The 22,464-nt window shown below is 70.7% G+C and carries 24 protein-coding genes and 1 pseudogene; 10 read left to right on the forward strand and 15 right to left on the reverse strand.

Annotation, left to right across the window (positions count from 1 at the left end; all coding sequences use genetic code 11):
- Positions 1–6: 6 nt before the first annotated feature.
- Positions 7–1,005, reverse strand: coding sequence for an alpha/beta hydrolase (locus tag ACIPY5_RS10120; RefSeq protein ID WP_400970041.1), 999 nt, complete (start codon positions 1,003–1,005; stop codon positions 7–9).
- Positions 1,006–1,171: 166 nt separating this feature from the next.
- On the opposite strand from ACIPY5_RS10120, the gene ACIPY5_RS10125 reads away from it, so the two are divergent.
- Entirely contained in the window at positions 1,172–1,354 is a 183-nt protein-coding gene (locus ACIPY5_RS10125; protein WP_309339514.1) for a YegP family protein, read from the forward strand.
- A gap of 143 nt (positions 1,355–1,497) precedes the next feature.
- Here ACIPY5_RS10125 and ACIPY5_RS10130 read toward each other — a convergent pair whose 3' ends face one another.
- The 11 genes and pseudogenes from ACIPY5_RS10130 to ACIPY5_RS10180 all read right to left on the reverse strand — a co-directional run bounded on the left by ACIPY5_RS10130 (position 1,498) and on the right by ACIPY5_RS10180 (position 10,685).
- Positions 1,498–3,966, reverse strand: a complete 2,469-nt coding sequence (locus tag ACIPY5_RS10130) for a bifunctional lysylphosphatidylglycerol flippase/synthetase MprF (RefSeq protein WP_400970045.1) — start codon at positions 3,964–3,966, stop codon at positions 1,498–1,500.
- Positions 3,963–5,264 (reverse strand): alpha/beta hydrolase, encoded by a 1,302-nt coding sequence (locus ACIPY5_RS10135; protein ID WP_400970047.1) that lies wholly within the window; start codon positions 5,262–5,264, stop codon positions 3,963–3,965. The genes ACIPY5_RS10130 and ACIPY5_RS10135 overlap by 4 nt, the downstream gene beginning before the upstream one ends.
- Positions 5,265–5,459: 195 nt before the next feature.
- Positions 5,460–6,215: an amino acid ABC transporter ATP-binding protein gene (locus ACIPY5_RS10140; RefSeq protein ID WP_309339519.1), complete on the reverse strand. Its 756-nt coding sequence runs from the start codon at positions 6,213–6,215 to the stop codon at positions 5,460–5,462.
- The gene (locus ACIPY5_RS10145) at positions 6,212–7,003 is read right to left on the reverse strand and encodes an amino acid ABC transporter permease (RefSeq protein ID WP_309339521.1); all 792 of its coding nucleotides are present in this window, start codon (positions 7,001–7,003) and stop codon (positions 6,212–6,214) included. The genes ACIPY5_RS10140 and ACIPY5_RS10145 overlap by 4 nt, the downstream gene beginning before the upstream one ends.
- A 20-nt stretch (positions 7,004–7,023) precedes the next feature.
- Positions 7,024–7,842, reverse strand: coding sequence for a basic amino acid ABC transporter substrate-binding protein (locus tag ACIPY5_RS10150; protein WP_309339522.1), 819 nt, complete (start codon positions 7,840–7,842; stop codon positions 7,024–7,026).
- 242 nt (positions 7,843–8,084) lie between these two features.
- On the reverse strand, positions 8,085–8,387 hold the full coding sequence (locus ACIPY5_RS10155; RefSeq protein WP_400970052.1) for a Dabb family protein: 303 nt from the start codon (positions 8,385–8,387) through the stop codon (positions 8,085–8,087).
- A gap of 104 nt (positions 8,388–8,491) precedes the next feature.
- Positions 8,492–8,740: pseudogene (locus ACIPY5_RS10160) on the reverse strand (glutaredoxin family protein); the annotation flags it as partial.
- Positions 8,737–9,039, reverse strand: coding sequence for a rhodanese-like domain-containing protein (locus tag ACIPY5_RS10165; protein ID WP_400970055.1), 303 nt, complete (start codon positions 9,037–9,039; stop codon positions 8,737–8,739). The pseudogene ACIPY5_RS10160 and the gene ACIPY5_RS10165, both read right to left, overlap by 4 nt.
- Positions 9,040–9,182: 143 nt before the next feature.
- Positions 9,183–9,281 (reverse strand): 30S ribosomal protein bS22, encoded by a 99-nt coding sequence (locus ACIPY5_RS10170; protein WP_003792170.1) that lies wholly within the window; start codon positions 9,279–9,281, stop codon positions 9,183–9,185.
- A gap of 150 nt (positions 9,282–9,431) precedes the next feature.
- Positions 9,432–9,626, reverse strand: coding sequence for a helix-turn-helix domain-containing protein (locus ACIPY5_RS10175; protein ID WP_309339526.1), 195 nt, complete (start codon positions 9,624–9,626; stop codon positions 9,432–9,434).
- A gap of 108 nt (positions 9,627–9,734) precedes the next feature.
- The gene (locus ACIPY5_RS10180; RefSeq protein ID WP_400970058.1) at positions 9,735–10,685 is read right to left on the reverse strand and encodes a TetR/AcrR family transcriptional regulator; all 951 of its coding nucleotides are present in this window, start codon (positions 10,683–10,685) and stop codon (positions 9,735–9,737) included.
- A gap of 168 nt (positions 10,686–10,853) precedes the next feature.
- Here ACIPY5_RS10180 and ACIPY5_RS10185 point away from each other — a divergent pair, with 168 nt between their 5' ends.
- Both ACIPY5_RS10185 and ACIPY5_RS10190 read left to right on the forward strand, forming a co-directional pair.
- Entirely contained in the window at positions 10,854–11,780 is a 927-nt protein-coding gene (locus tag ACIPY5_RS10185; RefSeq protein ID WP_400970061.1) for an ATP-binding cassette domain-containing protein, read from the forward strand.
- A complete protein-coding gene (locus ACIPY5_RS10190) occupies positions 11,777–12,598 on the forward strand; it encodes an ABC transporter permease (protein ID WP_400970064.1) in 822 nt (273 codons plus the stop codon). Before ACIPY5_RS10185 ends, ACIPY5_RS10190 begins: the two co-directional genes overlap by 4 nt.
- A gap of 93 nt (positions 12,599–12,691) precedes the next feature.
- On the opposite strand, the gene ACIPY5_RS10195 is transcribed toward ACIPY5_RS10190, so the two are convergent.
- On the reverse strand, positions 12,692–13,114 hold the full coding sequence (locus ACIPY5_RS10195; protein ID WP_233310184.1) for a helix-turn-helix transcriptional regulator: 423 nt from the start codon (positions 13,112–13,114) through the stop codon (positions 12,692–12,694).
- A gap of 76 nt (positions 13,115–13,190) precedes the next feature.
- Between ACIPY5_RS10195 and ACIPY5_RS10200 the strand changes: the two genes are divergently transcribed.
- From ACIPY5_RS10200 to ACIPY5_RS10215, 4 genes are all read left to right on the forward strand, one after another.
- Positions 13,191–14,621, forward strand: coding sequence for a TrkH family potassium uptake protein (locus ACIPY5_RS10200; protein ID WP_400970068.1), 1,431 nt, complete (start codon positions 13,191–13,193; stop codon positions 14,619–14,621).
- A 67-nt stretch (positions 14,622–14,688) separates the two neighbouring features.
- Complete coding sequence (locus ACIPY5_RS10205; RefSeq protein ID WP_045272962.1) at positions 14,689–15,360, forward strand: TrkA family potassium uptake protein; 672 nt, start codon at positions 14,689–14,691, stop codon at positions 15,358–15,360.
- A gap of 187 nt (positions 15,361–15,547) precedes the next feature.
- Positions 15,548–16,336: an ABC transporter ATP-binding protein gene (locus tag ACIPY5_RS10210; RefSeq protein ID WP_309340945.1), complete on the forward strand. Its 789-nt coding sequence runs from the start codon at positions 15,548–15,550 to the stop codon at positions 16,334–16,336.
- Complete coding sequence (locus tag ACIPY5_RS10215) at positions 16,318–17,910, forward strand: hypothetical protein (protein ID WP_400970072.1); 1,593 nt, start codon at positions 16,318–16,320, stop codon at positions 17,908–17,910. The genes ACIPY5_RS10210 and ACIPY5_RS10215 overlap by 19 nt, the downstream gene beginning before the upstream one ends.
- A 72-nt stretch (positions 17,911–17,982) precedes the next feature.
- Here ACIPY5_RS10215 and proC read toward each other — a convergent pair whose 3' ends face one another.
- The gene (gene proC / locus ACIPY5_RS10220; RefSeq protein ID WP_400970075.1) at positions 17,983–18,819 is read right to left on the reverse strand and encodes a pyrroline-5-carboxylate reductase; all 837 of its coding nucleotides are present in this window, start codon (positions 18,817–18,819) and stop codon (positions 17,983–17,985) included.
- Positions 18,820–18,955: 136 nt separating this feature from the next.
- On the opposite strand from proC, the gene ACIPY5_RS10225 reads away from it, so the two are divergent.
- Together ACIPY5_RS10225 and ACIPY5_RS10230 are read left to right on the forward strand one after the other, a co-directional pair.
- Positions 18,956–19,927 carry a cation diffusion facilitator family transporter gene (locus ACIPY5_RS10225; RefSeq protein ID WP_400970078.1) on the forward strand — a complete coding sequence of 324 codons (972 nt, stop codon included), beginning with the start codon at positions 18,956–18,958 and terminating at the stop codon, positions 19,925–19,927.
- A gap of 16 nt (positions 19,928–19,943) precedes the next feature.
- Entirely contained in the window at positions 19,944–20,834 is an 891-nt protein-coding gene (locus ACIPY5_RS10230) for an alpha/beta hydrolase (protein WP_400970081.1), read from the forward strand.
- Positions 20,835–21,140: 306 nt separating this feature from the next.
- Here the strand turns inward: ACIPY5_RS10230 and ACIPY5_RS10235 are convergent, their stop codons facing one another.
- Positions 21,141–21,608 carry a nucleoside deaminase gene (locus tag ACIPY5_RS10235; RefSeq protein ID WP_400970084.1) on the reverse strand — a complete coding sequence of 156 codons (468 nt, stop codon included), beginning with the start codon at positions 21,606–21,608 and terminating at the stop codon, positions 21,141–21,143.
- A gap of 210 nt (positions 21,609–21,818) precedes the next feature.
- On the opposite strand from ACIPY5_RS10235, the gene upp reads away from it, so the two are divergent.
- On the forward strand, positions 21,819–22,451 hold the full coding sequence (gene upp, locus ACIPY5_RS10240) for a uracil phosphoribosyltransferase (RefSeq protein WP_233310171.1): 633 nt from the start codon (positions 21,819–21,821) through the stop codon (positions 22,449–22,451).
- Positions 22,452–22,464: the final 13 nt, after the last annotated feature.

A 22,464-nucleotide genomic window follows, 5' to 3' on the forward strand; every position in this document is an offset into this window, starting at 1 on the left:
GGGGCCTCAGCCCCCTCCGGGGGGCGCGAGACCCAGATGCGGGAACAGGGCGCCGAACGTCGCGAGCAGCCCCTCGGGGAGGGATCCGACGTGGTCCTCTCCCGGGATCGTGAACACCTGCGTCGCGAAGCCGGCCTGTTCCGTGATCTGCGCGGACAGCTGCACCTGCGCCGTGAAGAACGCGTCCTCGTCGCCCGCGGCGAACAGGGCCACGTGCCCGTCGAAGCGACCGGCGTTCTGCGCGGCCCTGGCGGCGGGCTTGGCCGCGTCATAGGCGCTCTGCTCCCCTTCGAACACCTGCTGCAGCACCTCGTCCGGGAACTCGGTGCCCTGATAGGACTCCCCCGCGATGCTCACGATGCCGCCCCACAGACCGGGATCCGCGACGCCCCAGTCCAGCGCGCATCCGCCGCCGTTCGAGAATCCCGCGATCGTCCACGCCTCCGGGCTCGGCTGCACCCGCAGGTGGCTGCGCGCCCAGGCGGGGATGTCCTTCGTGAAGTAGGTCTCCACACCGCCGTACGCGGCCGAGTCCACGCAGGCCGGGTTCCCGTCCTCGGAGCCGAGCTGGTCCGCCACGATCACGATCGGGGCGAGCCCGTGATGCGCGGCGGCCAGGTGGTCCATCGCGTCGGCGACGAACGAAGGATCCGGATCCCCCGGCTCCCCCATCATGAACACGACGAGCGGCAGCGCGGGCGGATCCGGCACGAGCGCCGCGGGGGGCCGGTAGAGCGAGGCGTCCCTCGGGACGAATCCGGCCGACGAGGGGATGCGCTCGTCCCCGGAGAGCCGGGTCACCGTGCCCTGCGACGGCTGGCCGGCGGGCGGCGTCCAGGTCTCGAAGAGCGGCATCGCGGAGCCTGCGGCCGTGGCGCGCGGCGCCCCGGGAGCCGGCGACCACGGCCGCCCGATCACCCCGAGCAGGACGGCCAGCGCCCCGGCCACGAGCAGGACGGCGAGCACCCCCGCGCGGCTCCTGACGCGCGTCGTCGAAGAAGACATCCCGCACTCGCCTCCTGACCCCGCGTGCCCCATCGTAACGACGACGGGGGCGGGGGTTCGTCGACGCACAGGAAACACATGACCGCGGTTCTCGACGCCCGATCGACCTCCCCGCTAGTTTGAGCCTGGGGGCGAGGGCCGCCCCCGCGGTTCCGGGAGGAGCACCATGGCAGGCAAGTTCGAACTCTACGAGGACAAGAGCGGCAAGTGGCGTTTCCGCCTCAAGGCCGGCAACGGCGAGATCATCGCCAGCGGCCAGAGCTATTCGTCGAAGTCCGGTGCGCTGAACGGGATCGACTCGATCCGCCGCAACGCCGCGGACGCCGAGGTCGTCGAGACCGAGGACTAGGTCGACACCGTCTGCCGGCTGAGCCGATCGCGGAGGCGTCGTCCCGAAGGGCGGCGCCTCCGTCGTGTCCCGCCGGGTCAGCCCGCCAGCGACCGGGCGAGGGCCATGTACTCCGCCGGCGAGGCGTTCGGCAGGTACGCGGGTCAGCCCGCCAGCGAGCGCGCCAGAGCCATGTACTCCGCCGGCGAGGCGTTCGGCAGGTACGCGCGTCCGATGGCGAGCCCGATCGCCGGAAGCTGGCCGTTGTCGGCGTAGAACAGGTGCATCGGGCGGTACTCGGGGTTGAACTTGCCCTTGTACCGCAGCAGCGAGGCGAAGCCGTACGCGGGCTCGAGCACCCGGCTCAGCCAGCCCAGCAGCCGGGTGATCCCGGGATCCGCATCGGCGTCGCCGTCCACGGTCTGCGCGAGCGGCGCCCCGGACAGGCTCATGACCTCGAGCCCCTGCTCCTTCATGTGCAGCGCCGCCGAGGCGATCGCGAACTCCATGACGCCCGGCATCGCGCCATCGGCACGACGCATGAAGTCCAGCGTGCGGCCGACCAGCTCCCCCTCGCGCCACACCGGCATCCAGCTCGTCACCGCCTGCAGCTCACCCTCGGGTCCGATCGCGAGCAGGATCTCGACGTCCGGATCCCGCAGCTCCTCCATACCGCCCAGGGTGAAGCGCATCTCCGGCAGCGCCTTCTCCGCGATCCACTGCTCGCTGAGGGCGTCCAGCTGGGCGACCAGGCCCGCGGGCAGCTGCTCCCACGTCGTCCACAGCGTCGTGAGCCCGTCCCGCTGCCCGCGGTTGTACGGCTGGCGCACCTTGGTCCACACCTTGCCGGTCAGCTCGAACCGCTCGAGCGGCACGACGGTCTCCTCGGCCACCGAGATGCTCTTCCATCCGAGGTCCCGGAACGCCGGCGCGAACTCCTCGTGCGTGCTGTAGAACACCGCGGTCCAGGCGTTCGCATCGCAGAAGTCCAGGAATCCGCGGATGGTCTTCGCCGTGTCGCCCGGCGTGCAGACCGGATCCCCCACCGCGATCGCGATGTCGTTCACGACCCGGTAGGCGACCGCACCGCGGCCGTCCGCCGTGAACCAGTGCTCGTTGCCCTCCCAGGTGCCCATGAATCCGAGCGTGCCGCCGTCGGTCGTGCGCAGCTGGGTGCGGAACCGCTCCGCATCGTCCGCGGCCTTGCGCGAGCGTCCCAGCAGCAGCGCCACCATGGCGATCGCGAAGATCAGCCAGAACAGTGCGCCCACATCCCGGTGCAGCGCGAGCGCGATTCCGGTGAGCGGCGTGTGGCCGCTCGGGCGGCCGATGATCGTGGGCAGGAACCGGCGAAGCGTGGTCAGCAGGGACGACCAGAACGACGGCGCATGCGAGACGGCCGACACCAGGATCATGTTGGTGGCGGTCAGCACGACGAACGCGATCCCGATCGTGAGCGAGAACCGCCGCACCGCACGGCGCGAGGCGCGCACCGCGAACCGGCGATGCGTGATCGCGAGCAGGATGCACATCCCGACCGGGACGAGGATCGCCAGCACCGAGAATCCGGGGAACTGCCGGTCGATCTCGATCACATCGGTCGGCTCCCGGAGCGAACGGGTCGCCACGCTGAGGCCGGTGAGCAGCGCCATCACGGCGTTCACGCCGATCGCGAGGAACCACGCGGCGCGGCGCCCCGAGCGCAGGCCCCACGCGGCGACCAGGCTGAGCAGCAGCGGGACGAGGCTCATCAGCACCACGCCGGTGCCTGCTGCCACCGCGGTGGTCACTCCGGCGACGCAGTGCGCGGACGCGTTGTTCTGCGAGCACGCATCCGTGATCCCGGAGATGTCGACGCCGCGCAGCCCCGCGACCACCGGGGCCAGCGGCCCGATGCCGACGCCGGTGAGGAGCACGATGAGCGGCCCGAGGCCGGTCACCGCGACCATGGCCGCGGTGAGCGTCCTGGTCTCGTGATAGGAGCTGCGGTACCAGGCGGGGCGCGGCCGGCCGCTGGTGAGGATCACACCGAGGACGAGACCGGCGAGCGCGGCCAGCAGCCGGTAGACGCTGTCCGCATCGCCGCCGTACAGCGTGTAGGTCACGAGCAGCGAGAGGCCGAGCAGGCGGATCCGGCGGCGGTACAGGGCGGGAGCGAACGCGCTGCCCGCCATGATCGCCCCCAGGATCCCGATCGAGGGGTCCAGCACGGCGCCACGGGCGTCGATGCGCGCCCACACCTGCCCCCACGACCAGGCCAGGGACTGTATTCCGAGGCCGAGCAGACCGCCGACCACGCCCGTCACGAGGAACGCGCTCACGACGCGCCAGGTCCCCATCAGGCGCTCCGCGTACGCGAGCAGCGTGACCGCCAGCACGGCCGAGAGGAGCAGACCGCCCCAGGAGTCCGGCACGAGCAGCGCCGTCAGCGGCGTCCACCACTCGCGCTCGCGTCCGAACGAGAGCGGGCTGAGCCCGATGCCGGCGGGGCGGTGCCCCCGGAGCGGGCCGAAGACCAGTCCCGTGGCCAGGAGCAGGAGGGCCAGCCCGATCGCGAACGGATGCCGGCGCGCATAGCGCCCCGCCCGGCGCGCCACCGCCAGGACCGCCGCCATCGCCCGCGACGAGGTCATCGGGACAGCCCCAGGCGCGGGTACAGCACCTCGAACGCCTTCTTCAGTCCGCCGAGCAGGCCCGGCCCGGTGTGGGTCGCGTTCGGCACGAGGTAGTACGTGGTGGTGAAGCCCGCCGCCTCCGCGAGGCTTGCCGACACGCGGTTCGCGGGGCCGTACTTCTTGTCGAGCGCTCCGGCCGCGAAGATCGCGTAGTGCCCGGCGTAGGCCCCCGGGTGCTCGGCGAGGATCGACTCCGGCTTGTTCGCGTCGAACGCCGCCTGGTCGCCCTTGAACACCTTCTCCACCGACTTGGGATCGCCGAAGCCCGACCAGGGCTCACCGGATGCGGTGGCGATGTTGCCCCAGATGCCGGGATGCCTGGCGCCGTAGATGAACGCGCACGCTCCGCCGTTCGAGTACCCGGCGATGGTCCAGTACTTCGGGTCCTGCAGCACCCGCAGATGCCCGCGGATCCAATCCGGGATGTCCTTGTTGAAGTACGTCTCGACCCCGCCGTAGGCGGCCGAGTCGACGCATCCGGGGTTCTGGTCCTGCGCACCGAGCTGGTCGGCGATGATCACGATGGGCGCGAGGCCGTCGTGCTTCGCGGCGAACTCGTTCATGACGTCCACCATCGGGTGCGGGTTCGGGTAGCCGGGCAGGCCCATCATGAAGACCACGACGGGGAGGGCCGGCGGGTCCTTCACGAGCGCGGCCGGGGGCAGGTAGACGGTCGCCTCGCGCGGCTTGAATCCGGCGGAGGACTTCAGGGCGTTCGCTCCCGAGAGCGCGCCGAACCGTCCGCGGGCGGGCATGTCGGCAGGCGGCGTCCAGGTGTCGACGAGGGGCTTCGAGGACGAGGGCTGATTCGTCAGCGGCGGCGCGAACTGGTCCAGCGCGCCGAGCGTGTTGATGCCGAGGATGTCGCCGAGGGTGCGATCCAGCGCGAAGGCCTGGTTGATCCCGATGCCCATCGAGAGCACCGAGGTGATCACGGTCAGGATCGCGACGACCTTGCGCCACCAGCGCGAATCCCACAGGCTCACGATCGCGAGCCCGATCAGTGCGAAGCCGCCGGAGGTCCACCACTTCACCGCATCCGGCATCGGCACGCCGAACAGGTCGGCGGCGTCGACGAACACCACGAGGAACCAGCCCACGAGCGCGCCGGCGACGACGGCGATCGCCGCGCGCACGATCCAGCGCCGCCGGAGCGGCCGGATCAGCAGCGCGACGAGGCCCGCCGCGGCGAGCCCCCAGACGATCCAGGGCACCGGTCCCTCGGCGAGGTCCAGCTCCAGCAACCATCGCGGCATGAAGGGCGTGCTCCGTTCCCGCCTCCGGACGGGGCGACGACCCATGGTAATCCGTGCCGCCTCGGTGGAACCGGTGGGCGCACCCCGATCAGGCTCGGAGAACGCTATGAGACGCGCCGGGGACTCGTAAGTCCCCGGCGCGTCTCATCGTTCCGGTGTCCGCGGCCTCAGGGGTATCCCTCAGGCGCGGGCGCCTCACAGCACGCGGGCGAGGAAGTCCTTCGTGCGCTGGTGCTGCGGGTTGGCGAGCACCTCGCGGGGGTCGCCCTCCTCGAGGATGTGCCCGCCGTCCATGAAGATCAGGCGGGAGCCGACCTCCCGGGCGAAGCCCATCTCGTGCGTGACCACCATCATCGTCATGCCCTCGTCGGCGAGCGTCCGCATCACCTGCAGCACCTCGCCCACGAGTTCGGGGTCGAGCGCCGAGGTGGGCTCGTCGAAGAGCATCATGTCGGGGTTCATGCAGAGCGACCGCGCGATGGCGACGCGCTGCTGCTGCCCGCCGGAGAGATGGCTGGGGTAGGCGTCTGCCTTGTGCGCCATGCCGACGCGCTCCAGCATCTCCTTGGCGACCTTCTCCGCCTCGACCTTGCCGCGCTTCTTGACCTGACGCTGAGCGATCGTCAGGTTGCCGAGCACGCTCATGTGCGGGAACAGGTTGAAGCTCTGGAACACCATGCCGATGCGCGCACGGACGCGGTCGATGTCGATGTCGGGATCCGTGATATCGATCCCCTCGACGACGATCTTCCCGCCCGTCGGCTCCTCAAGCATGTTGACCGAGCGCAGCAGCGTCGACTTGCCCGACCCCGAGGGGCCGATCACGCAGACGACCTCGCCGGCGTGCACCGTCAGGTCGATGCCCTTGAGCACCTCGTTGTCGCCGTAGTGCTTGACGAGGCCCTGGACGTCGATCGCCGGAGCGTTCAGATTGATCAGGTCGGTGCTCATCGTTCCCTCGCCATCCGGCGCTCGAGCCAGGCTGTCAGCCGCGTCAGCGGAATCGTCACGATCAGGTACAGCAGGGCCGCCATCACCATCGGCGTGGCGTTCGCGTAGGTGGACAGGCCGTTGCGGGCGTAGGTCGTCAGCTCGTAGGTGAGCGGGGTCGCCCCGATCACGAAGAACAGCGACGTGTCCTTCAGCAGCAGCACGAACTCGTTCGTGAGCGGCGGGATGATGATCCGGAAGCCCTGCGGCAGCACGATGAAGAACATGGTCCTCGTGGAGGACATGCCCAGCGACCGTGCGGCCTCCGTCTGCCCCTTCGGGACCGCCTGGATGCCGGCGCGGATCGTCTCCGCCATGTAGGCGGAGGACACCACGACGAGTCCCAGCGTCGCCGCCCCGACGGGGCCGCCGGGGACGCGCACGTTCATCGCGATCGGCAGCATGATCCCGAATCCGAAGATCGTGATCAGCGCGGGGATTCCGCGGAAGAACTCGATCCACGCGGTCGCCGCCCACCGGAACGGCGGGACGCTGCTGAGCTTCATGAGCGCGAGGATCACGGCGAGGATCAGACCGCCCGCGAACGACTCGATCGTGAACAGCAGCGTGTTCTTCAGTCCGACGGTGATGATGCCGGGGAGCAGCTTCATCGCGACCTCGGGGTTCGCGAACTGCTTCAGGACCGTCGGCCAGTCGGTGGCGATCGCGGCCCAGGCGATGAGCGCGATGATCACCGCGTAGACGGTGTAGTGATAGACCCGCGTGCGGGTCCGCTTCTTCAGAGCCATCTCAGTCGATCAGACCGACGTCACTTCGCGGTGAAGTACTTGTCGTAGATCGTCTTGTACTCCCCGTTGTCCTTGAGCGCCTTCAGCTGCGCGTTGATCGCCTCGCGCAGGGTCGCGTTCTTGCCCTTCGCGAACGCGAAACCGTACTCCTCGTTGGTCTTGTAGGTCTCGACGACCTTGTAGGACGGGTCGTCCTTCTCGTGCTGCAGGTTGACCGGAAGGTCCTGCAGGATCGCGTCGATCTGCCCGCCCTGAAGGGCCGGCCACAGCACGCCGTCATCGGAGAACTGCACCAGGTTCGCGCCCTTGGCGTGCTCCTTCGCGTAGTTCTCGCCCGTCGTGCCCTGCTGGACGCCGACGTTCTTGCCGCTCAGGCCGTTGATGTCCTTGATACCGGAAGAGGTCTTCACCAGCAGCGACTGCAGCGAGTCGTAGTAGCCGTCGGAGAAGTCGATGTTCTTCTTGCGGTCGTCGGTGATCGTCATGGCGGAGGCGCCCATGTCGCACTGGCCGGCGAGCAGCGCCGTGCCGGACTGCAGGGTATCGAAGTTCGTGACCTGGAACTGCGTCTTGAGGTCGAGCTTCTTCGCGATCGCGGTCAGCAGATCGACGTCGAAGCCGGTGTACTGGCCGGAGCCGGTCGACTCCTCGTACTCGAACGGCTTGTAGGGGATGTCGGAGCAGACCGTGAGGGTCCCGGCCGTGATGAGGCCGTAGTCCGTGCCTCCGCCGGCGCTCTCGGTGGGGGCGGAGCCCGCCCCGGTCGAGCAGCCGGCGAGGGCGAGGGCGGCGGTCGCCGCGAGGGCGAGTCCGAAGGCGATCTTCGAGCGACGTTGCATGTTCGACTCCTGTGTCGAGGACGCTGATGTCCTAGTGCGGGTTGCCCATTATCTTGACACGGTGCGGTTACCGCCGTGTAACGGCAGAAGGCTCACGGTTGTCTCGGTTCGGTATCGGCGCTCCCGCCGCCGCGGAATCCCGCGGTTCTGGCTCGCTCTCAGACCGGCAGAATGTCTGAGATCCGAGACGATGACTCCCGCACGTGCTCCGGAAAGGCCGATCCGCCGGTTCCGCCGGTGGCTCAGACCTCGAAATCGACGGCCGAGCGACCACCCGAGACCGAGCGCACGTAGCCCACGACCTCCTGATGCGCCGGGTGCACCTGATACGCGTCCAGGCCTGCGGCGTCGTCGAAGTCGGCGATCAGCGTCACGTCCCAGTTGCCCTCGATCGCGAGCGTGTTCACGCCCGTGGTGAGCGCACGGATCGACGGCACGACGCCGACGAGTCCCTCCAGCCGTGAGGCGACCCCGGCGGCGTGCTCGGTGCGCTCTGCCGGATCGGTCGCCGCCATCTTCCAGGTGACCACGTGTCGCACCGTCATCGCTCTTCTCCTCCTGTGGGATCTTCGCCTGCGGGATCTTCGTCTGCGGACGCGCCTGCCGCCGCGACGGCCGCTCCGACCTCGCCCGGACCCCCGGCCTTCTCCGCGAGGGCGTCGCGCAGCCGATCGGGTGAGATCCGCCAATGGCCGTGCAGTTCGCCGTCGATGAGGAGCACGGGGATCTTCTCCCAGTACTTCTCGTACAGCGCGGGGTCGTCGAGGATCGACAGCTCGGTGATCTCCATGTCCTCGGCGAGCGCATCCGGCAGCTCGGCGACGACGGCGTCGACCACGTCGGACGCCACCTCGCACAGGTGGCAGTCGGGCTTGCCGATCAGGGTCAGCGTGATCACGACGCGGGCGTCTCGATCGCGCGCCCCTCCGCGATCCACTCCGCAGTGCCGCCCTCGACGTTCGTGGCGTCGTAGCCGCGCGCCTCGAGCGCCTCGACGACGCGCGCCGAGCGCCCGCCGAGCTGGCAGATCACGTCGAACGCCCCGTCCGGGAGCTCGTGCAGCAGGTCCCCGATCTCGGACATCGGCAGGTTCACCGCTCCGGGCACGTGCCCCGAGGCGAACTCGCTCCTCTCGCGCACGTCGATGAGAGGCGTCTCGGTGCGCTCGGCCAGCTGGGCGACGGTGATCGTCTTCATGGATCCGATTCTTCCAGACGCCGGACTCCCGGGCGCGCCGCCCTGGAGCCTTCCGGGAAGCGCGAGGCCCCCGGAATGCACGAAGCGCCCCGGCGATCGAGAGATCGGGGGCGCTCAGTGACTTGCGCGCTCGGCGCAGCCGCTTACTTCTTGTTGCGGCGCTGGTGGCGAGTCTTGCGAAGCAGCTTGCGGTGCTTCTTCTTCGCCATGCGCTTGCGGCGCTTCTTGATGACAGAACCCACGGAAACCTCACTAAGTCAGGGGCTGGGCGTCGCACTCGGACGACGCCCGGGATCGGGGCATGGAAAAATGCCTCGGAACAGTCTAGCGCACGGCGCCGCCGGCGCTGACGCGCATACGGATCCGGCGCCCCGACACCGTCCCCGCGGCGCTCAGCCCGCGTCCGCGATCGGCTTCTGCAGCGCGGCGGTGACGGCGGATTCCGGGACGCGATAGCTGCGGCCGAAGCGGATCGCGGGCAGTTCGCCCGCGTGCACCAGCCGGTACACGGTCATCTTGGACACGCGCATGATCGCCGCCACTTCGGCGACGGTCAGGAACTTGACGTCCGGCAACTGCTCGGGCATCCCCATCTACCCCCTCACCCCTCGCGCGACCTGCACGACGGGATGCGATAACTGTAGGGGCTGCTGGCGACGCGTGTAAACCCATGTGAACGCTGTGACAGAGGATGCTCAGACCGTCGCGGACTTCGCCAAGCGCTCCGCGGCGTCCTTGCGCGCCTGGCGCTCGTTCTTCTGCGCCGCTCGCAGCGCCTTCTCCGCCTCGCGCACGCTCTTCGCCACCGCACGCACCCGCTTGTCGGCGGCGACCGCCGGATCCTCCGGCACGAACACCGGAGGGGTGCGGGGCTCCCGCGGCCCCGCGGCGGCGAGGCGGTCGATGTGGGCGGCGATGCCGTCCAGGACGCGCTCGATGCCGAAGACCATCGGATCCCGATCCCCGCCGAGAGCGCCCTCGTCGAGCGCGGCGCGCGCGTGCGGATACGCGTCCGGGTCGATCAGCGCCCGGAACAGCGCGGCCTCCTGGGCGCCGACCTGTTCGAGCGTCAGCCCGCTCGCCCTGGCGGCCTCCGCATAGCCGGCGGCCACCGTGCCGAACCACCGGGACTGCCCCATGATCGCGAGCATCGCGCCCATCCGGTCGTCCTGGTCGAGCGGGGTGTCGGCGAAGGCCGCGAGGTACGCATCCATCCACGCCGCGGTCCCCGGCGTGACCGGGGTGCCGCTGATCGGCAGGCTCAGCAGCCAGGGGTGCCGGAGGTACACGTCCAGATGCGCGCGGTACAGCCGCTCCGCCTCCTCCCGCCAGCCGCGTTCCGGCGCACCGGACTCGGGAAGCGGCGGGAGTCCTGAGGCCTCCTCCTGCATGAGCAGCAGGAGGTCGTCCTTCGCCGTGACATAGCGGTAGAGCGACATCGGCGTGAAGCCGAGCGTCTTCGCGACGGCCGCCATCGACACGGCACCGAGCCCTTCGCCGTCGGCGAGCGCGACCGCCGCTTCGACGATGCGCTCGACGCTCATCTCGCGCTTCGGCCCGCGCTGGGGGCTCGCCGCCATGCCCCATGCCAGCGCGATGCCGCGGGGCAGGTCGGGAAGGTCGGCGGGTTCGGACTCTTCGGTCATGACTCCAGGATAGGACTGTTTACTACGTAAACAGTGTGTTACTGTCATAAACAGTTTCACCTATACACAGAGCCGTCCGGACGGATTCGTCCGGACGGATTCATCCAGACGGATTCGTCCAGACGGATTCATCCAGACGGAGATCCATCCATACAGAAGGGAACGGCGATGACCACGGCCATCGAAGTCGCAGGACTCACCAAGCAGTACCGCGGCACCCCTGTCCTGCGCGGCGTCGACCTCACCGCCGAGCAGGGCGAGATCGTCGCCTTGCTCGGATCCAACGGCGCCGGCAAGACCACGACGATCTCGATCCTCACCACGCTGACCCGCACCGACGCCGGCACCGCGATCGTCGCGGGCTGCGATGTGCGCCGCGATCCCGAAGGCGTGCGGCAGCGGATCTCGCTCACCGGACAGTCGGCCGCGGTCGACGACGCGCTCACCGGCGTGGAGAACCTGGTGATGCTCGGCCGGCTCTCCGGCCTCTCCCCGCGCGCCGCCCGCCGCCGCGCGGACGAGCTGCTCGCGCAGTTCGCGCTCGCCGATGCGTCAGGACGCAAGGTCAAGACCTACTCCGGCGGCATGCGCCGCCGGCTCGACCTCGCCCTGAGCTTCGTCGTGACACCGCAGGTGCTCTTCCTCGACGAGCCCACCACGGGTGTGGATCCCCGCAGCCGCCTGGATCTCTGGGAGGTCATCCGGGGCCTCGCCGCCGCGGGCACCACGGTGTTCCTCACCACGCAGTACCTGGAGGAGGCCGACCAGCTCGCGGACCGCATCGCGGTGCTGCACCAGGGGCGCATCGTCCGCACCGGGACCGCGGCCGCGCTCAAGGCGCAATTCGGCAGCGACGTGCTCGTCGCCGAGGACGCGGACGGATCCTCGCTCGCGGAGATCGCGACGGACGGTTCGATCGACGGGATCCGCCGCGCGCTGGACGAGCTCGAGGCCGCCCATCCGTCGGCGCGCGTGCAGCTGCGCCGGCCCACGCTCGACGACGTCTTCCTCACCCTCACCGCGTCCGCCACCTCCACCTCCGCCTCCACCGCGACCGGCGACGCCGATCGCACGACCCTCCGGGAGTTCGCATGACCGCCCTGTCCCCCGCCCCCGCCCTCGCGCCGGTCGCGCCGGCCCCGTCGGGGATCCGCCCGCGCCTGCGCGGATTCGCCGCCGAGCGCGTGTTCGTCCGGCGCAGCCTCATCCTGTCGCTGCGCGACGGCGAGACCCTTTCGATGTCGATCATGCTGCCGGTCACGCTCATGCTGCTGTTCACCTTCGTGTTCGGCGGCGCGATCGAGAACGACGGCAGCTACGTCGACTACGTCGTGCCGGGGATCATCCTGCTCTGCGCCGGCTTCGGCGCCGCGTCGACCGCGACCTACGTCTCGCGCGACATGTCCACCGGGATCATCGACCGGATGCGCACGATGCCCCTGCGACCGGGATCCGTGCTCACCGGCCACGTCGTCGCGAGTCTCGCCCGCAACCTGGTCTCGACCGCGGTCGTGTTCGGCGTCGCGCTGCTGCTCGGCTTCCGCCCGAGCGCCGGCCCTCTGCAGTGGCTCGCCGCGTTCAGCGTGATCGCGGTCTACATCCTCGTGATCACGTACCTCTACGCCGCGATCGGACTCGCCGCAGGCAGCCCGGAGGCGGCCGCAGGGTACGGATTCATCCTCATGTTCGTGCCCTATCTGTCCAGCGCGTTCGTGCCGGTCCACACGATGCCGACCTGGCTGCAGTGGATCGCGGAGAACCAGCCGATCACGCCGATCATCGAGACCATCCGGGGCCTGCTCATGGGGACGCCCCTGCACGCCCAGCCTTTCTGGGCGCTGGGCTGGTGCGCGGTCATCCTCGCGATCTCGGTGCTGTGGGGCCGCTGGCTCTTCGGCCGGGCGCGGCGCTGAGACCCCGCAGGACCCCGGCACGCGGGTGCGGGCGGCGCTCAGCCCCGAGGCTCAGGCCCGGGCGATCAGGCCCCGAGGCTCAGGCCTGGAGGCTCAGGCCCCGAGGCGCTTGAGCGCCGTCTGCACCACGTGCTTCGCGCTCGCGGCGGCGCGGCCGACGACCTCGGCCGCATGCGCGGCGCCGTCAGGCAGCGGCGGAACCCCGATGACGCCGGAGATGTCCGGGGCGGAGTCCCCGTAGGCGTCGGCGAGGAACGGGACGAGCCAGTCGTCGACCTGTTCCAGAGGGGCCGCTTCGATGCTGTAGAAGCGGCGCTGACCGTCTTCGCGGACCGTGACCAGCTCGGCCTCGCGCAGCACCTTGAGGTGCTTGGAGACGGTGGGCTGGCTGATCCCCAGCTCGCTCACGATCTGCGTCACGCTCGTGCCGGCATCCCCCTCCTCGGACCGCTGGCGCAGGAGCTGAAGGATGTCCCGTCTCGTGCCGTCGGCGATCACGTCGAAGATGTCGGTCATGCCTTCACAGTAGCCGCGCCGGGGGCGGAGTACCATGACGAAGGCTTGGCGGACGGAGGATCGGAGGGGCTCGACCATGGCGCGCACCGCTGCCCCGCGATCCTTCTCGGAGGCCGTCCGCAGGACCGTCCGTCTCGGAAAGACGCTGACGACCTCCTCCCCCTCGCGTTTCGCGATCGTGGTGTTCTCGGCGCTCATCCTGATCACCACCGCCCTGCTGTCGCTGCCGATCGCGAGCGCGGATCGCACGGTGACGCCGCTCGCCGATGCGCTGTTCACCGCGGTGTCGACGATTTGCGTGACGGGCCTGTCGACGGTCGACATGGCGACGCACTGGTCGGGCTTCGGCCTCGGCGTGGTCTTCGTCGGCGTCAACATCGGCGGCCTCGGCGTGCTGACCCTCGCGAGCGTGATGGGCCTCGCGATCTCGAAGCGCCTGGGGCTGCGCGCCAAGCTCATCGCCGCGGGCGACACCAACCCCATGCGCGCGCACGGCGGACCCGTGAACGAGAGCCAGACCGTGCGCCTCGGCGAGGTCGGATCCCTGCTGCGCACGGTCGCGATCTCCGCGTTCGCGATCGAGGCCGGTCTCATCGTGCTGCTCTACCCGGCGCTGCTGACGGCGGGGGTGGATCCCGTCACCGCCCTCTGGGAGGCGCCGTTCTACGCGGCGATGGCGTTCACGAACACCGGCTTCACCCCGAACCCCGGAGGGCTCGCGCCGTTCGCGCAGAACTACTACGTGCTGAGCGTGCTCATGCTGGGCGTGTTCCTGGGCAGCCTCGGCTTCCCCGTCATCTACACGCTCGCCCGGCAGCGCTGGCACGTGCGCCGCTGGTCGCTGCACGCCAAGCTCACGGTGCTCACCACGATCGTGCTGTTCGTGGTCGGGGCGGCCGTGTTCCTCCTGCTCGAGTTCGACAATCCGAAGACCTTCGGATCCATGGACGCCGGCGACACGACGTTCCAGGCGTTCTTCCTCTCCGCCATGACCCGCTCGGGCGGCTTCAGCGTCGTGAACATGGGCGACCTCAACGGATCCTCGATGCTCGCCGCGTCCATGCTCATGTTCGTGGGCGGGGGCTCCGCCTCCACGGCCGGCGGCATCAAGGTCACCACGCTCGCGGTGCTCGCGCTGGCCGTGATCAGCGAGGCCAAGGGCCGCCCCGCCGTGCAGGCGTTCGGGCGCCGCATCCCCTCGGACGTGCAGCGCGTCGCGCTCAGCGTCGTCGCCTGGGGGGCGACGACCGTCGCGCTCTCCACGATCGCGATCAGCCAGCTCACGAAGTTCTCCGTCGACGAGGTGCTCTTCGACGTGGTCTCCGCCTTCGGCACCGTCGGGCTGTCGACCGGCGTCACCGAGAGACTCCCCGACTCGGCGACTTACATCCTCGCCGCGACGATCTTCATGGGGCGCGTCGGCACCGTCACGCTCGCCGCGGCCGTGGCCGCGACGAGCCGCACCCAGCTGTACTCGCTCCCGGTCGAGCGGCCGATCGTCGGCTGACCGAGCGCGGCGGCGGACAGAGGCACCTCGGCGGCGGGCAGTAAAGGCGGACAGTAAAGTGGGCGGCATGGTTGAAGTGCTGCGCAACGACGCCCCGGTGCTCGTGATCGGGCTGGGCCGCTTCGGCGCCGCCTGCGCCGGGGAGCTGGACCGCCTCGACCGCGAGGTGCTCGCGATCGACACCAACCTCGAGCTGGTGCAGAAGTGGTCGGAGCGGGTCACGCACGCCGCGCAGGCCGACACCCGCAACATCGACGCGCTCCGCCAGATCGGCGCCCAGGACTTCCAGGTCGCCGTCGTCGCCGTGGGCTCCTCGATCGAGGCGTCGGTGCTCATCACCGCGAACCTCGTCGACCTCAAGGTGCCGCAGATCTGGGCGAAGGCCGTGTCCCAGTCGCACGGCAAGATCCTCGCCCGCGTGGGCGCGAACCACGTGGTCTACCCCGAGCGCGAGGCCGGTGAGCGGGTCGCGCACCTCGTGAGCGGCCGAATGCTCGACTTCATCCGTTTCGACGACGACTTCGTGCTGGCCAAGATGTACCCGCCGAAGTTCATCCGCGGCGTGGGCCTGAACCAGTCCGGCGTGCGCAGCAAGTACAACGTGACCGTGGTGGGCGTGAAGAGCCCCGGCAAGCCGTTCCGCTACGCCGAGGCCGACACCGTCGTGACCAACCACGACCTCATCATCGTGTCCGGCACGAACAGCGACATCGAGCGCTTCTCCTCCCTCGACCGCTGACCCCGCCCCCTGCCCCGCCCCGCCCCCGCCCCCGCGGCGCCGATCTCTCCGCGAGACTCCATCTGGGCGACGAGACTGCGCGTCTGAACCGCAGTCTCGTCGCGGAGATGGAGTCTCGCGGTCAGGGATCGGGATGTCCGTCGCGCGGGGGATGCCGGGCGAGGGCGGGGCATGGTCGGATGGAGGCATGACCGACTCCACAGCGCCCTTCGCGGCCGCGCCGCCGGTGCTCTCGCTCCAGGGCCTTCGCAAGCAGTTCGGGCAGAAGGTCGCCGTCGACGACCTCTGGCTCGATGTCCCCGCCGGATCCATGCTCGGCCTGCTCGGCCCCAACGGCGCCGGCAAGACCACGACCCTCGCGATGACCACGGGCCTGCTGCGCCCCGACGCGGGGACCGCCCGGGTGCTCGGCGCGGACGTGTGGCAGGATCCGGCCGCGGCGAAGGGCCGCATGGGCGTGCTGCCGGACGGCGTGCGCATGCTCGACCGCCTGACCGGCGCCGAGCTGCTGCGGTACACCGGGCTGCTGCGCGGGATGACCGAGGCCGAGGTCGTCGGCCGCTCCGGCGAGCTGCTCGAGGCGCTGGGACTCGCCGACGCCGGCAGCACGCTGGTCGTGGACTACTCCGCCGGCATGCGCAAGAAGATCGGCCTCGCGTGCGCGCTCATCCACGCGCCGCGCCTGCTCATCCTGGACGAGCCGCTCGAGGCGGTCGACCCCGTCTCGGGCGAGACGATCCGGCAGATCCTGCGGGCGTTCGTCGCCGGCGGCGGCACGGTCGTGCTGTCCAGCCACGTCATGGAGCTCGTCGAGTCCCTATGCGACCGCGTCGCGATCGTCGCCGAGGGGCGCCTCCTCGCGAACGGCACCCTCGACGAGGTGCGCGCGGGCGAGAGCCTGCAGCAGCGCTTCCTGTCCCTGGTCGGCGCGCACGAGCTCGGATCGGAGACGCTCGCATGGTTGCGCTCCTCGTAAGCCTGCGCTGGCGCCAGCTCGGACACCAGCTCGGACGCAACCCGTGGATGATCGTGTCCCTGATCATCACGGGCATGATCGCCCTCGGCCTGCTGACGGCACTGGCCGCCGGCCTCGTGGCGCTGCGGATCGCTGCGCCCGATGCGGCCGTGCGCACGCTGGTCCTCGTCGGCGCCGGCATCGTGCTGGTGTGGTGGATCGGCTCGATCGTGGTGAGCGTCGACGACTCGCTCGCCCCGGAGCGCTTCGCCCTGCTGCCGGTCACCGCGCGATCGATGCTGCCGGGACTCGTCGTGGCGGGTGCCACCACGATCGGCGGCATCGGCACCACCGTGGCGCTGCTGCTCATGCTCGTCGGATGGTCGGTGAGCCCGCTCGCGCTCGTGGCCTCCGTGGTCCTGATCCCGCTCGCGCTCGCGACGTGCGTGCTCGGCGCCCGTGTGGTCAGCGGCGTGCTCGCCGGATGGCTGGCCGGACGACGGACGCGCGATCTCGTGATCACGCTCGGCGTCCTGCTCGTCGCCTGCTCCGGCCTGCTGATCAACGTGCTCGTGCGCGCCTTCTCGCGGCTGTCGGATCCCACGGCGGTCCTTCCCGCGATCGCCGACGCCGCGGGGTGGACGCCGCTCGGCGCCGTGTTCGGGGTCTCCGCCGCACTCGCCCAGGGCGATCTGCTCGCGGCGGGACTCCGGCTGCTCGTCGCGCTCGCCACCGCGGCAGCCCTGTGGTTCGCCGCACGCGGGCTGCTCGCCGCACGTCTGGTCGCCCCGATCCAGAGCCGCGGCGGCGGACGCGTGCGCTCCGGCGGCCTGCTCGATCGTGCCCTTCCCGCCACCGCGGTCGGCGCGATCGCGGCCCGTTCGCTGCGCTACGCCACACGCGACCCGCGCCAGGTGATCAACACCGTGATGATGCTCCTGCTGCCGGCCCTGCTGATCGGTGTCGCTCTGATGAACGGACGCGGCGAGAGCTCGCTCGCCCTCGGCCCCGGCACGATCCTCATCCCGGCGATCAACGCGCTGCTGATCGGCACGATCCTGCAGCTCGGGATCGCCTACGACAACGACGCGATCGCCCTGCACATCCACATCGGCGTGCCGGGGCGGGCGGACCGCGCCGGCCGTCTGCTCGGGTTCGGGATGATCGCGGTGCCGGTGACGATCGTGCTGTGCGTCGCGGCGAGCATCATCGCGGGCCGGATCGACCTCCTTCCGGCCAGCCTCGGCGCGGCCCTGGGCCTGGGGGCGGCGGCGGCCGGAATCGGCGCCTGGGTGGGCGCGTTCCTGCCCGGCCGCGCTCCCGCCCCCGAGGCGAACCCGTTCGGACGCGGATCTTCCGGCGGGGTGCAGTCGATGGTCGCGATGATGATCATCACGCCGCTCAGCCTCGTGATCGGAGGCCCTGCGTTCGGCCTCGCGATCGCCGCGATCTGGACACCGTGGCTCGGCTGGCTGAGCCTCGCACTGGGCGTGGTGTGCGGCGGGCTCGCCGTGTGGGGCGGCGCGGTGCTGGGCGGCCGGATCCTGGATCGGCGCTGGCCCGAGGTGCTCGCCGAGGTCGCCAGCGAGGCGTGAGGACGGCGGGCGCGGCGCTCCCCGGAGGGAGGGCGCCCGCCCGCGGCTCCTCGAGGGGTGCGCGCCCTCGGGTCAGACTCCGGCGGCGAGTTCGCGCGCGCGGGCGAGCGCGGCGTCGGTGGCGCGGGCGAACAGGCCGTCCAGGTCCGCGTCCTGCAGCACCGCGACGGCGCGCTCGGTCGTCCCCTTGGGGCTCGTCACGCGGCGGCGCAGTTCGGCCGGGTCCTCGCCCGACGCCTCCAGCAGCGCGGTCGCCCCGATGAAGGTCTGCTCGGCCATGAGGCGCGCCTCGGGCTCCGCGAAGCCCTTGCCGATCGCGGCCTTGGTGAACTCCTCGATGAGCAGGAAGACGTAGGCGGGACCGGATCCGGAGATCGTGGAGAGCGGGTCGATCTGCTCCTCCGCGACCTCGATCACGGATCCCACCGTCTCGAACAGCCGGCGGACGAGGGCGCGCTCCTCGTCGGTGACGTCCGCGGCCGCGGCGAGCCCGGTGACCGCACGGCCCACGGTCGCGGGGGTGTTCGGCATGGACCGGAGCACGCTCGTGCCCGCGGGCAGGTGCGCGGCGAACGTCGCCAGGGTGACGCCGGCCGCGATGCTCACGACGATCGCGTCCTCGCGCAGGTGCGGGGAGATCTCGTCGAGCAGATCCGGCACCATGGCGGGCTTGACGCCGATGACGACGATGCGCGCCCCGGCCGCCACGTCGTTGCCGTCGGGCTGCTGCTCGAGCGCGATCGAGCGCACCCCGGGCAGGCCCTCGAGCTCGGCGGCGCGCGCGGACGTGCGGTTGGTGGCCGTGATGCCGCCGTCGACCGGGATCGCGCTGGCGACGAGGCCGCGCAGGATCGCACCTCCCATCGAACCGGCACCGAGGAACGCGACAGAGGGGAGTGCATCGACCATGCGGCCATCCTACGAGCCCGGGCTCGCGGTGCGCCGGGATCCCGTGCGCGGGATCGGCGGCGATCGGCGCCTATCGGCGCCTCCGCGTGCGGATCGGCGCCGTCATCCGCGGCATCGCCCGACATAGACTCGTGGCATGAGTGCATCCGGTGGCGGCAAGGCGATCCTGGCGGCGTTCCTGGCGAACATGGGCATCGCGCTCGCGAAGCTCGTCGCCTGGCTGCTCTCCGGATCCGCGTCGATGCTCGCCGAGGCGATCCACTCGATCGCCGACTCCGGCAACCAGCTGCTGCTCATGCTCGGCGGCCGCAAGGCGCAGCGCCGAGCCGACCGGGAGCACCCCTTCGGCTACGGCCGCGAGCGCTTCGTGTACGCCTTCGTCGTCTCGATCATCCTGTTCTCGGTCGGCGGCCTGTTCGCGATCTACGAGGGCGTGCAGAAGCTCGTCGAACCGCACGAGATCGACAGGACGTGGTGGTGGCTGCCGCTCGCCGTGCTCGTGGTGTCGATCGTGCTCGAGTCCTTCTCGCTGCGGACCGCGATCAAGGAGAGCAACCACGTGCGCCCCCAGGGGCAGTCCTGGGTGTCGTTCATCCGCCGCGCGAAGGCGCCGGAACTCCCGGTCGTGCTGCTGGAGGACACCGGAGCTCTCACCGGGCTCCTGTTCGCACTGCTCGGCGTCGGCCTCACCCTGATCACCCACAACCCGGTCTTCGACGCCCTCGGCACGCTCATGATCGGCCTGCTGCTCGTGCTCATCGCGGTCGTGCTGGGCATCGAGACCAAGAGCCTGCTGGTCGGCGAGGGCGCGAACGAAGCCGACTACGACCGGATCGTCGACGCGATCCTGGCGGGCGACGAGGTCGAGAAGCTCATCCACATCAAGACCCTCTACCTCGGCCCCGACGAGCTGCTCGTCGCCGCGAAGATCGCGCTCACCTCGGACAAGACCGTCCGCGCGGCAGCGGACGACATCGACACGATCGAGATCCGGATCCGCGAGGCCGTGCCGGCAGCGCGGGTGATCTACCTCGAGCCCGACATCTACCGGCCGGCGCTGGATCCCACCCCGCCCACCGACACGTTCGTGCTCCGTTCGGCCGACTGACCGGCGCGGAACCGTGGTGGTCGACCCGCTCGCCGAGGCGCTCGCCGATCCCACGCTGTCCGCGGACGCGCGGCAGAAGCTGCAGAACGTCCAGGACGTGCTGCACGCCGACGCGCAGGCGCGCCTGATCTCGCTGTTCTTCGAGGGCGACGAACCCCGCGCGGCCGTGGCGTTCGGCGACTTCGACGCGGCCGAGCTGATCGTGGTCGTGCTGCACGGGATCGACACGGATCTCGGCGCCTTCCGGGGCTGGGCCGGCATCGCGCAGCGGCTGTGCGCCGACACGATCCGGGCCAGCGCGCTGCGCGGCGGATCCGTCCGCATCGCGACCGTGGCCTGGTTCGGCTACGACTCCGGAACCCACCTCTCCGCGCTCGCGAGCAAGCACGCGACCGTGGGGGCGGCACGGCTGGCGGGCGACCTGGTGCGCATGCGGCACAGGCACCCCGGAGCGCGCATCGCGGTGCTCGCCTATTCGTACTCGTCCACGCTCTTCGGCGAGCTCGTGCTCATGGACGGGGCGGGCCCGGTCTCGATGGCGTTCTCGATCGCCTCCGCCGGAATGACGCACATGGCCGCCGACGCCGTGGCGGAGGCGATCTCGAAGCACGCGTTCTCGTTCTACGCCACGGAGGCCTCGAGCGATGCGACCGCTCCCCTGGGGCGGCTCGGCGCGCATCCGGTCGACCCCCGCGACATCGCGGGCACGATCGTGTACGGCTCCGATGGAGGCCCCATCCCCGGCTCGGGCGGCGAGCACGGCGAGGCCACCGACGGGCACGCGTCGCAGACCGAGATCGACGAGCGCGGCGAGCGGCACCCTGGCTACTTCGATCCGCGCGCGCAGGCGTACCTGTTCGCGGTGCAGCGCCTGGCCCGGCTCGCGTCGCGGAGGCCGCAAGCCTGACGGGGCGGAGCCTGGGCCTGGGCCCGGTACGGGGTCGGGCGGGGGTCGGGCTGGTACGTGGGATGACTTCTCACAGGTTTGGGGCGTGATCCACCGTTTTGGGGCGCAGGAGAACACCCGAACGTGGCGGGACGCGCCCCAAAACCGGAGGATGCGCCCCGAACCGACCGTCCCCGACCAGGGCCGGAGCCGAGTGGGGGCCGACCCAGGGCCGGAGCCGAGTCGGGGCCGGAGCCGAGTCGGAGCCGAGTCGGGGCCGGGCGGATCCTGGGAGCCGGAGCTCGCGTCCCGGACCCCGGAGACGGATCAGCGGCGCTCGGCGAAGAACGCGCGCAGCTGCTCCACGGCGTCGTCCTCGCGGATGCCGCCGACCACCTCGGCACGGTAGGGCAGCCGACGGTCGCGCAGCACGTCGTAGCGGGACCCGGCCGCTCCTGCCTTGTCGTCCCAGGCGCCGAACACCACGCGCGCCACGCGGGACTGCAGGATCGCCCCCGCGCACATCACGCACGGCTCCATCGTGACGACGAGGGTGCAGCCGGTGAGGTTCCAGGATCCCTGCGCCGCGGCGGCCGCACGCAGAGCGACGATCTCGGCATGGCCGGTCGGATCCGCGGTCTCCTCGCGGTTGTTGCGCCCTTCCGCGAGGATCCGTCCGTCGGTACCGAGCACGACGGCGCCGACCGGGATCTCCTGCGCCGCGGCGGCCTCGGCGGCCAGGACGAGCGCGCGATCCATCGCCGTGTCGTCCGTGACGGGTCGTGCTGCGTCCACAGGTCCTCCCGACGGTCGAGCCTAGCCGGAGCGCCGCTCCCCGTCGTCCGGTCGCGGCTGGGCTGGTCCTCCTCGCCGGCACGACGCGGTGACGAGCACGACGCCGTGAAGGCCGGTCCCCTCACCTCGCGTCGCCCGCGCACGGCGGGCGCTCCCCTCCGCCGAGAATCCGCGCATCGCGCGCGGGCCCGGGCAAAGTACCCTGTACCTATGCGTGTGCACGTCGCCGACCACCCCCTCATCACCCACAAGCTGTCGGTGCTGCGCGATGCGCGCACTCCGTCGCCGGTGTTCCGCCAGCTCACCGAGGAGCTCGTGACGCTGCTCGCCTACGAGGCGACGCGCAACGTGCGGGTGAGCCCGATCGAGATCACCACCCCGGTCACCACGACCATGGGGGTCAAGATCTCCGAGCCGCGGCCGATCGTCGTCCCGATCCTGCGCGCCGGTCTCGGCATGCTCGAGGGTCTCGTCAAGCTGCTGCCGACGGCCGAGGTCGGCTTCCTCGGCATGGTCCGCGACGAGGAGACCTTCGAGCCGACGACCTATGCCGAGCGACTGCCGGACGATCTGAGCGGACGCCAGTGCTTCGCGATCGATCCGATGCTCGCGACCGGCGGATCCCTCGCCGCTGCGATCCAGTTCCTCTTCGACCGCGGTGCGGACGACGTGACCGCGATCTGCCTGCTCGGCACGCCCGAGGGCGTCGCGGCCATCGAGAGCCTCGTGGGCGACCGCAACGTCACCCTCGTGCTCGGTGCACTCGACGAGCGCCTGAACGAGAAGGGCTACATCGTGCCCGGCCTCGGCGACGCGGGAGACCGCCTGTACGGCACGGTCTGAAACAGGCACGGTC

Origin of the sequence: Microbacterium sp. NPDC089698 (assembly GCF_044749045.1) — a bacterium.
In the GTDB taxonomy this organism is placed as follows: Bacteria; Actinomycetota; Actinomycetes; order Actinomycetales; family Microbacteriaceae; genus Microbacterium.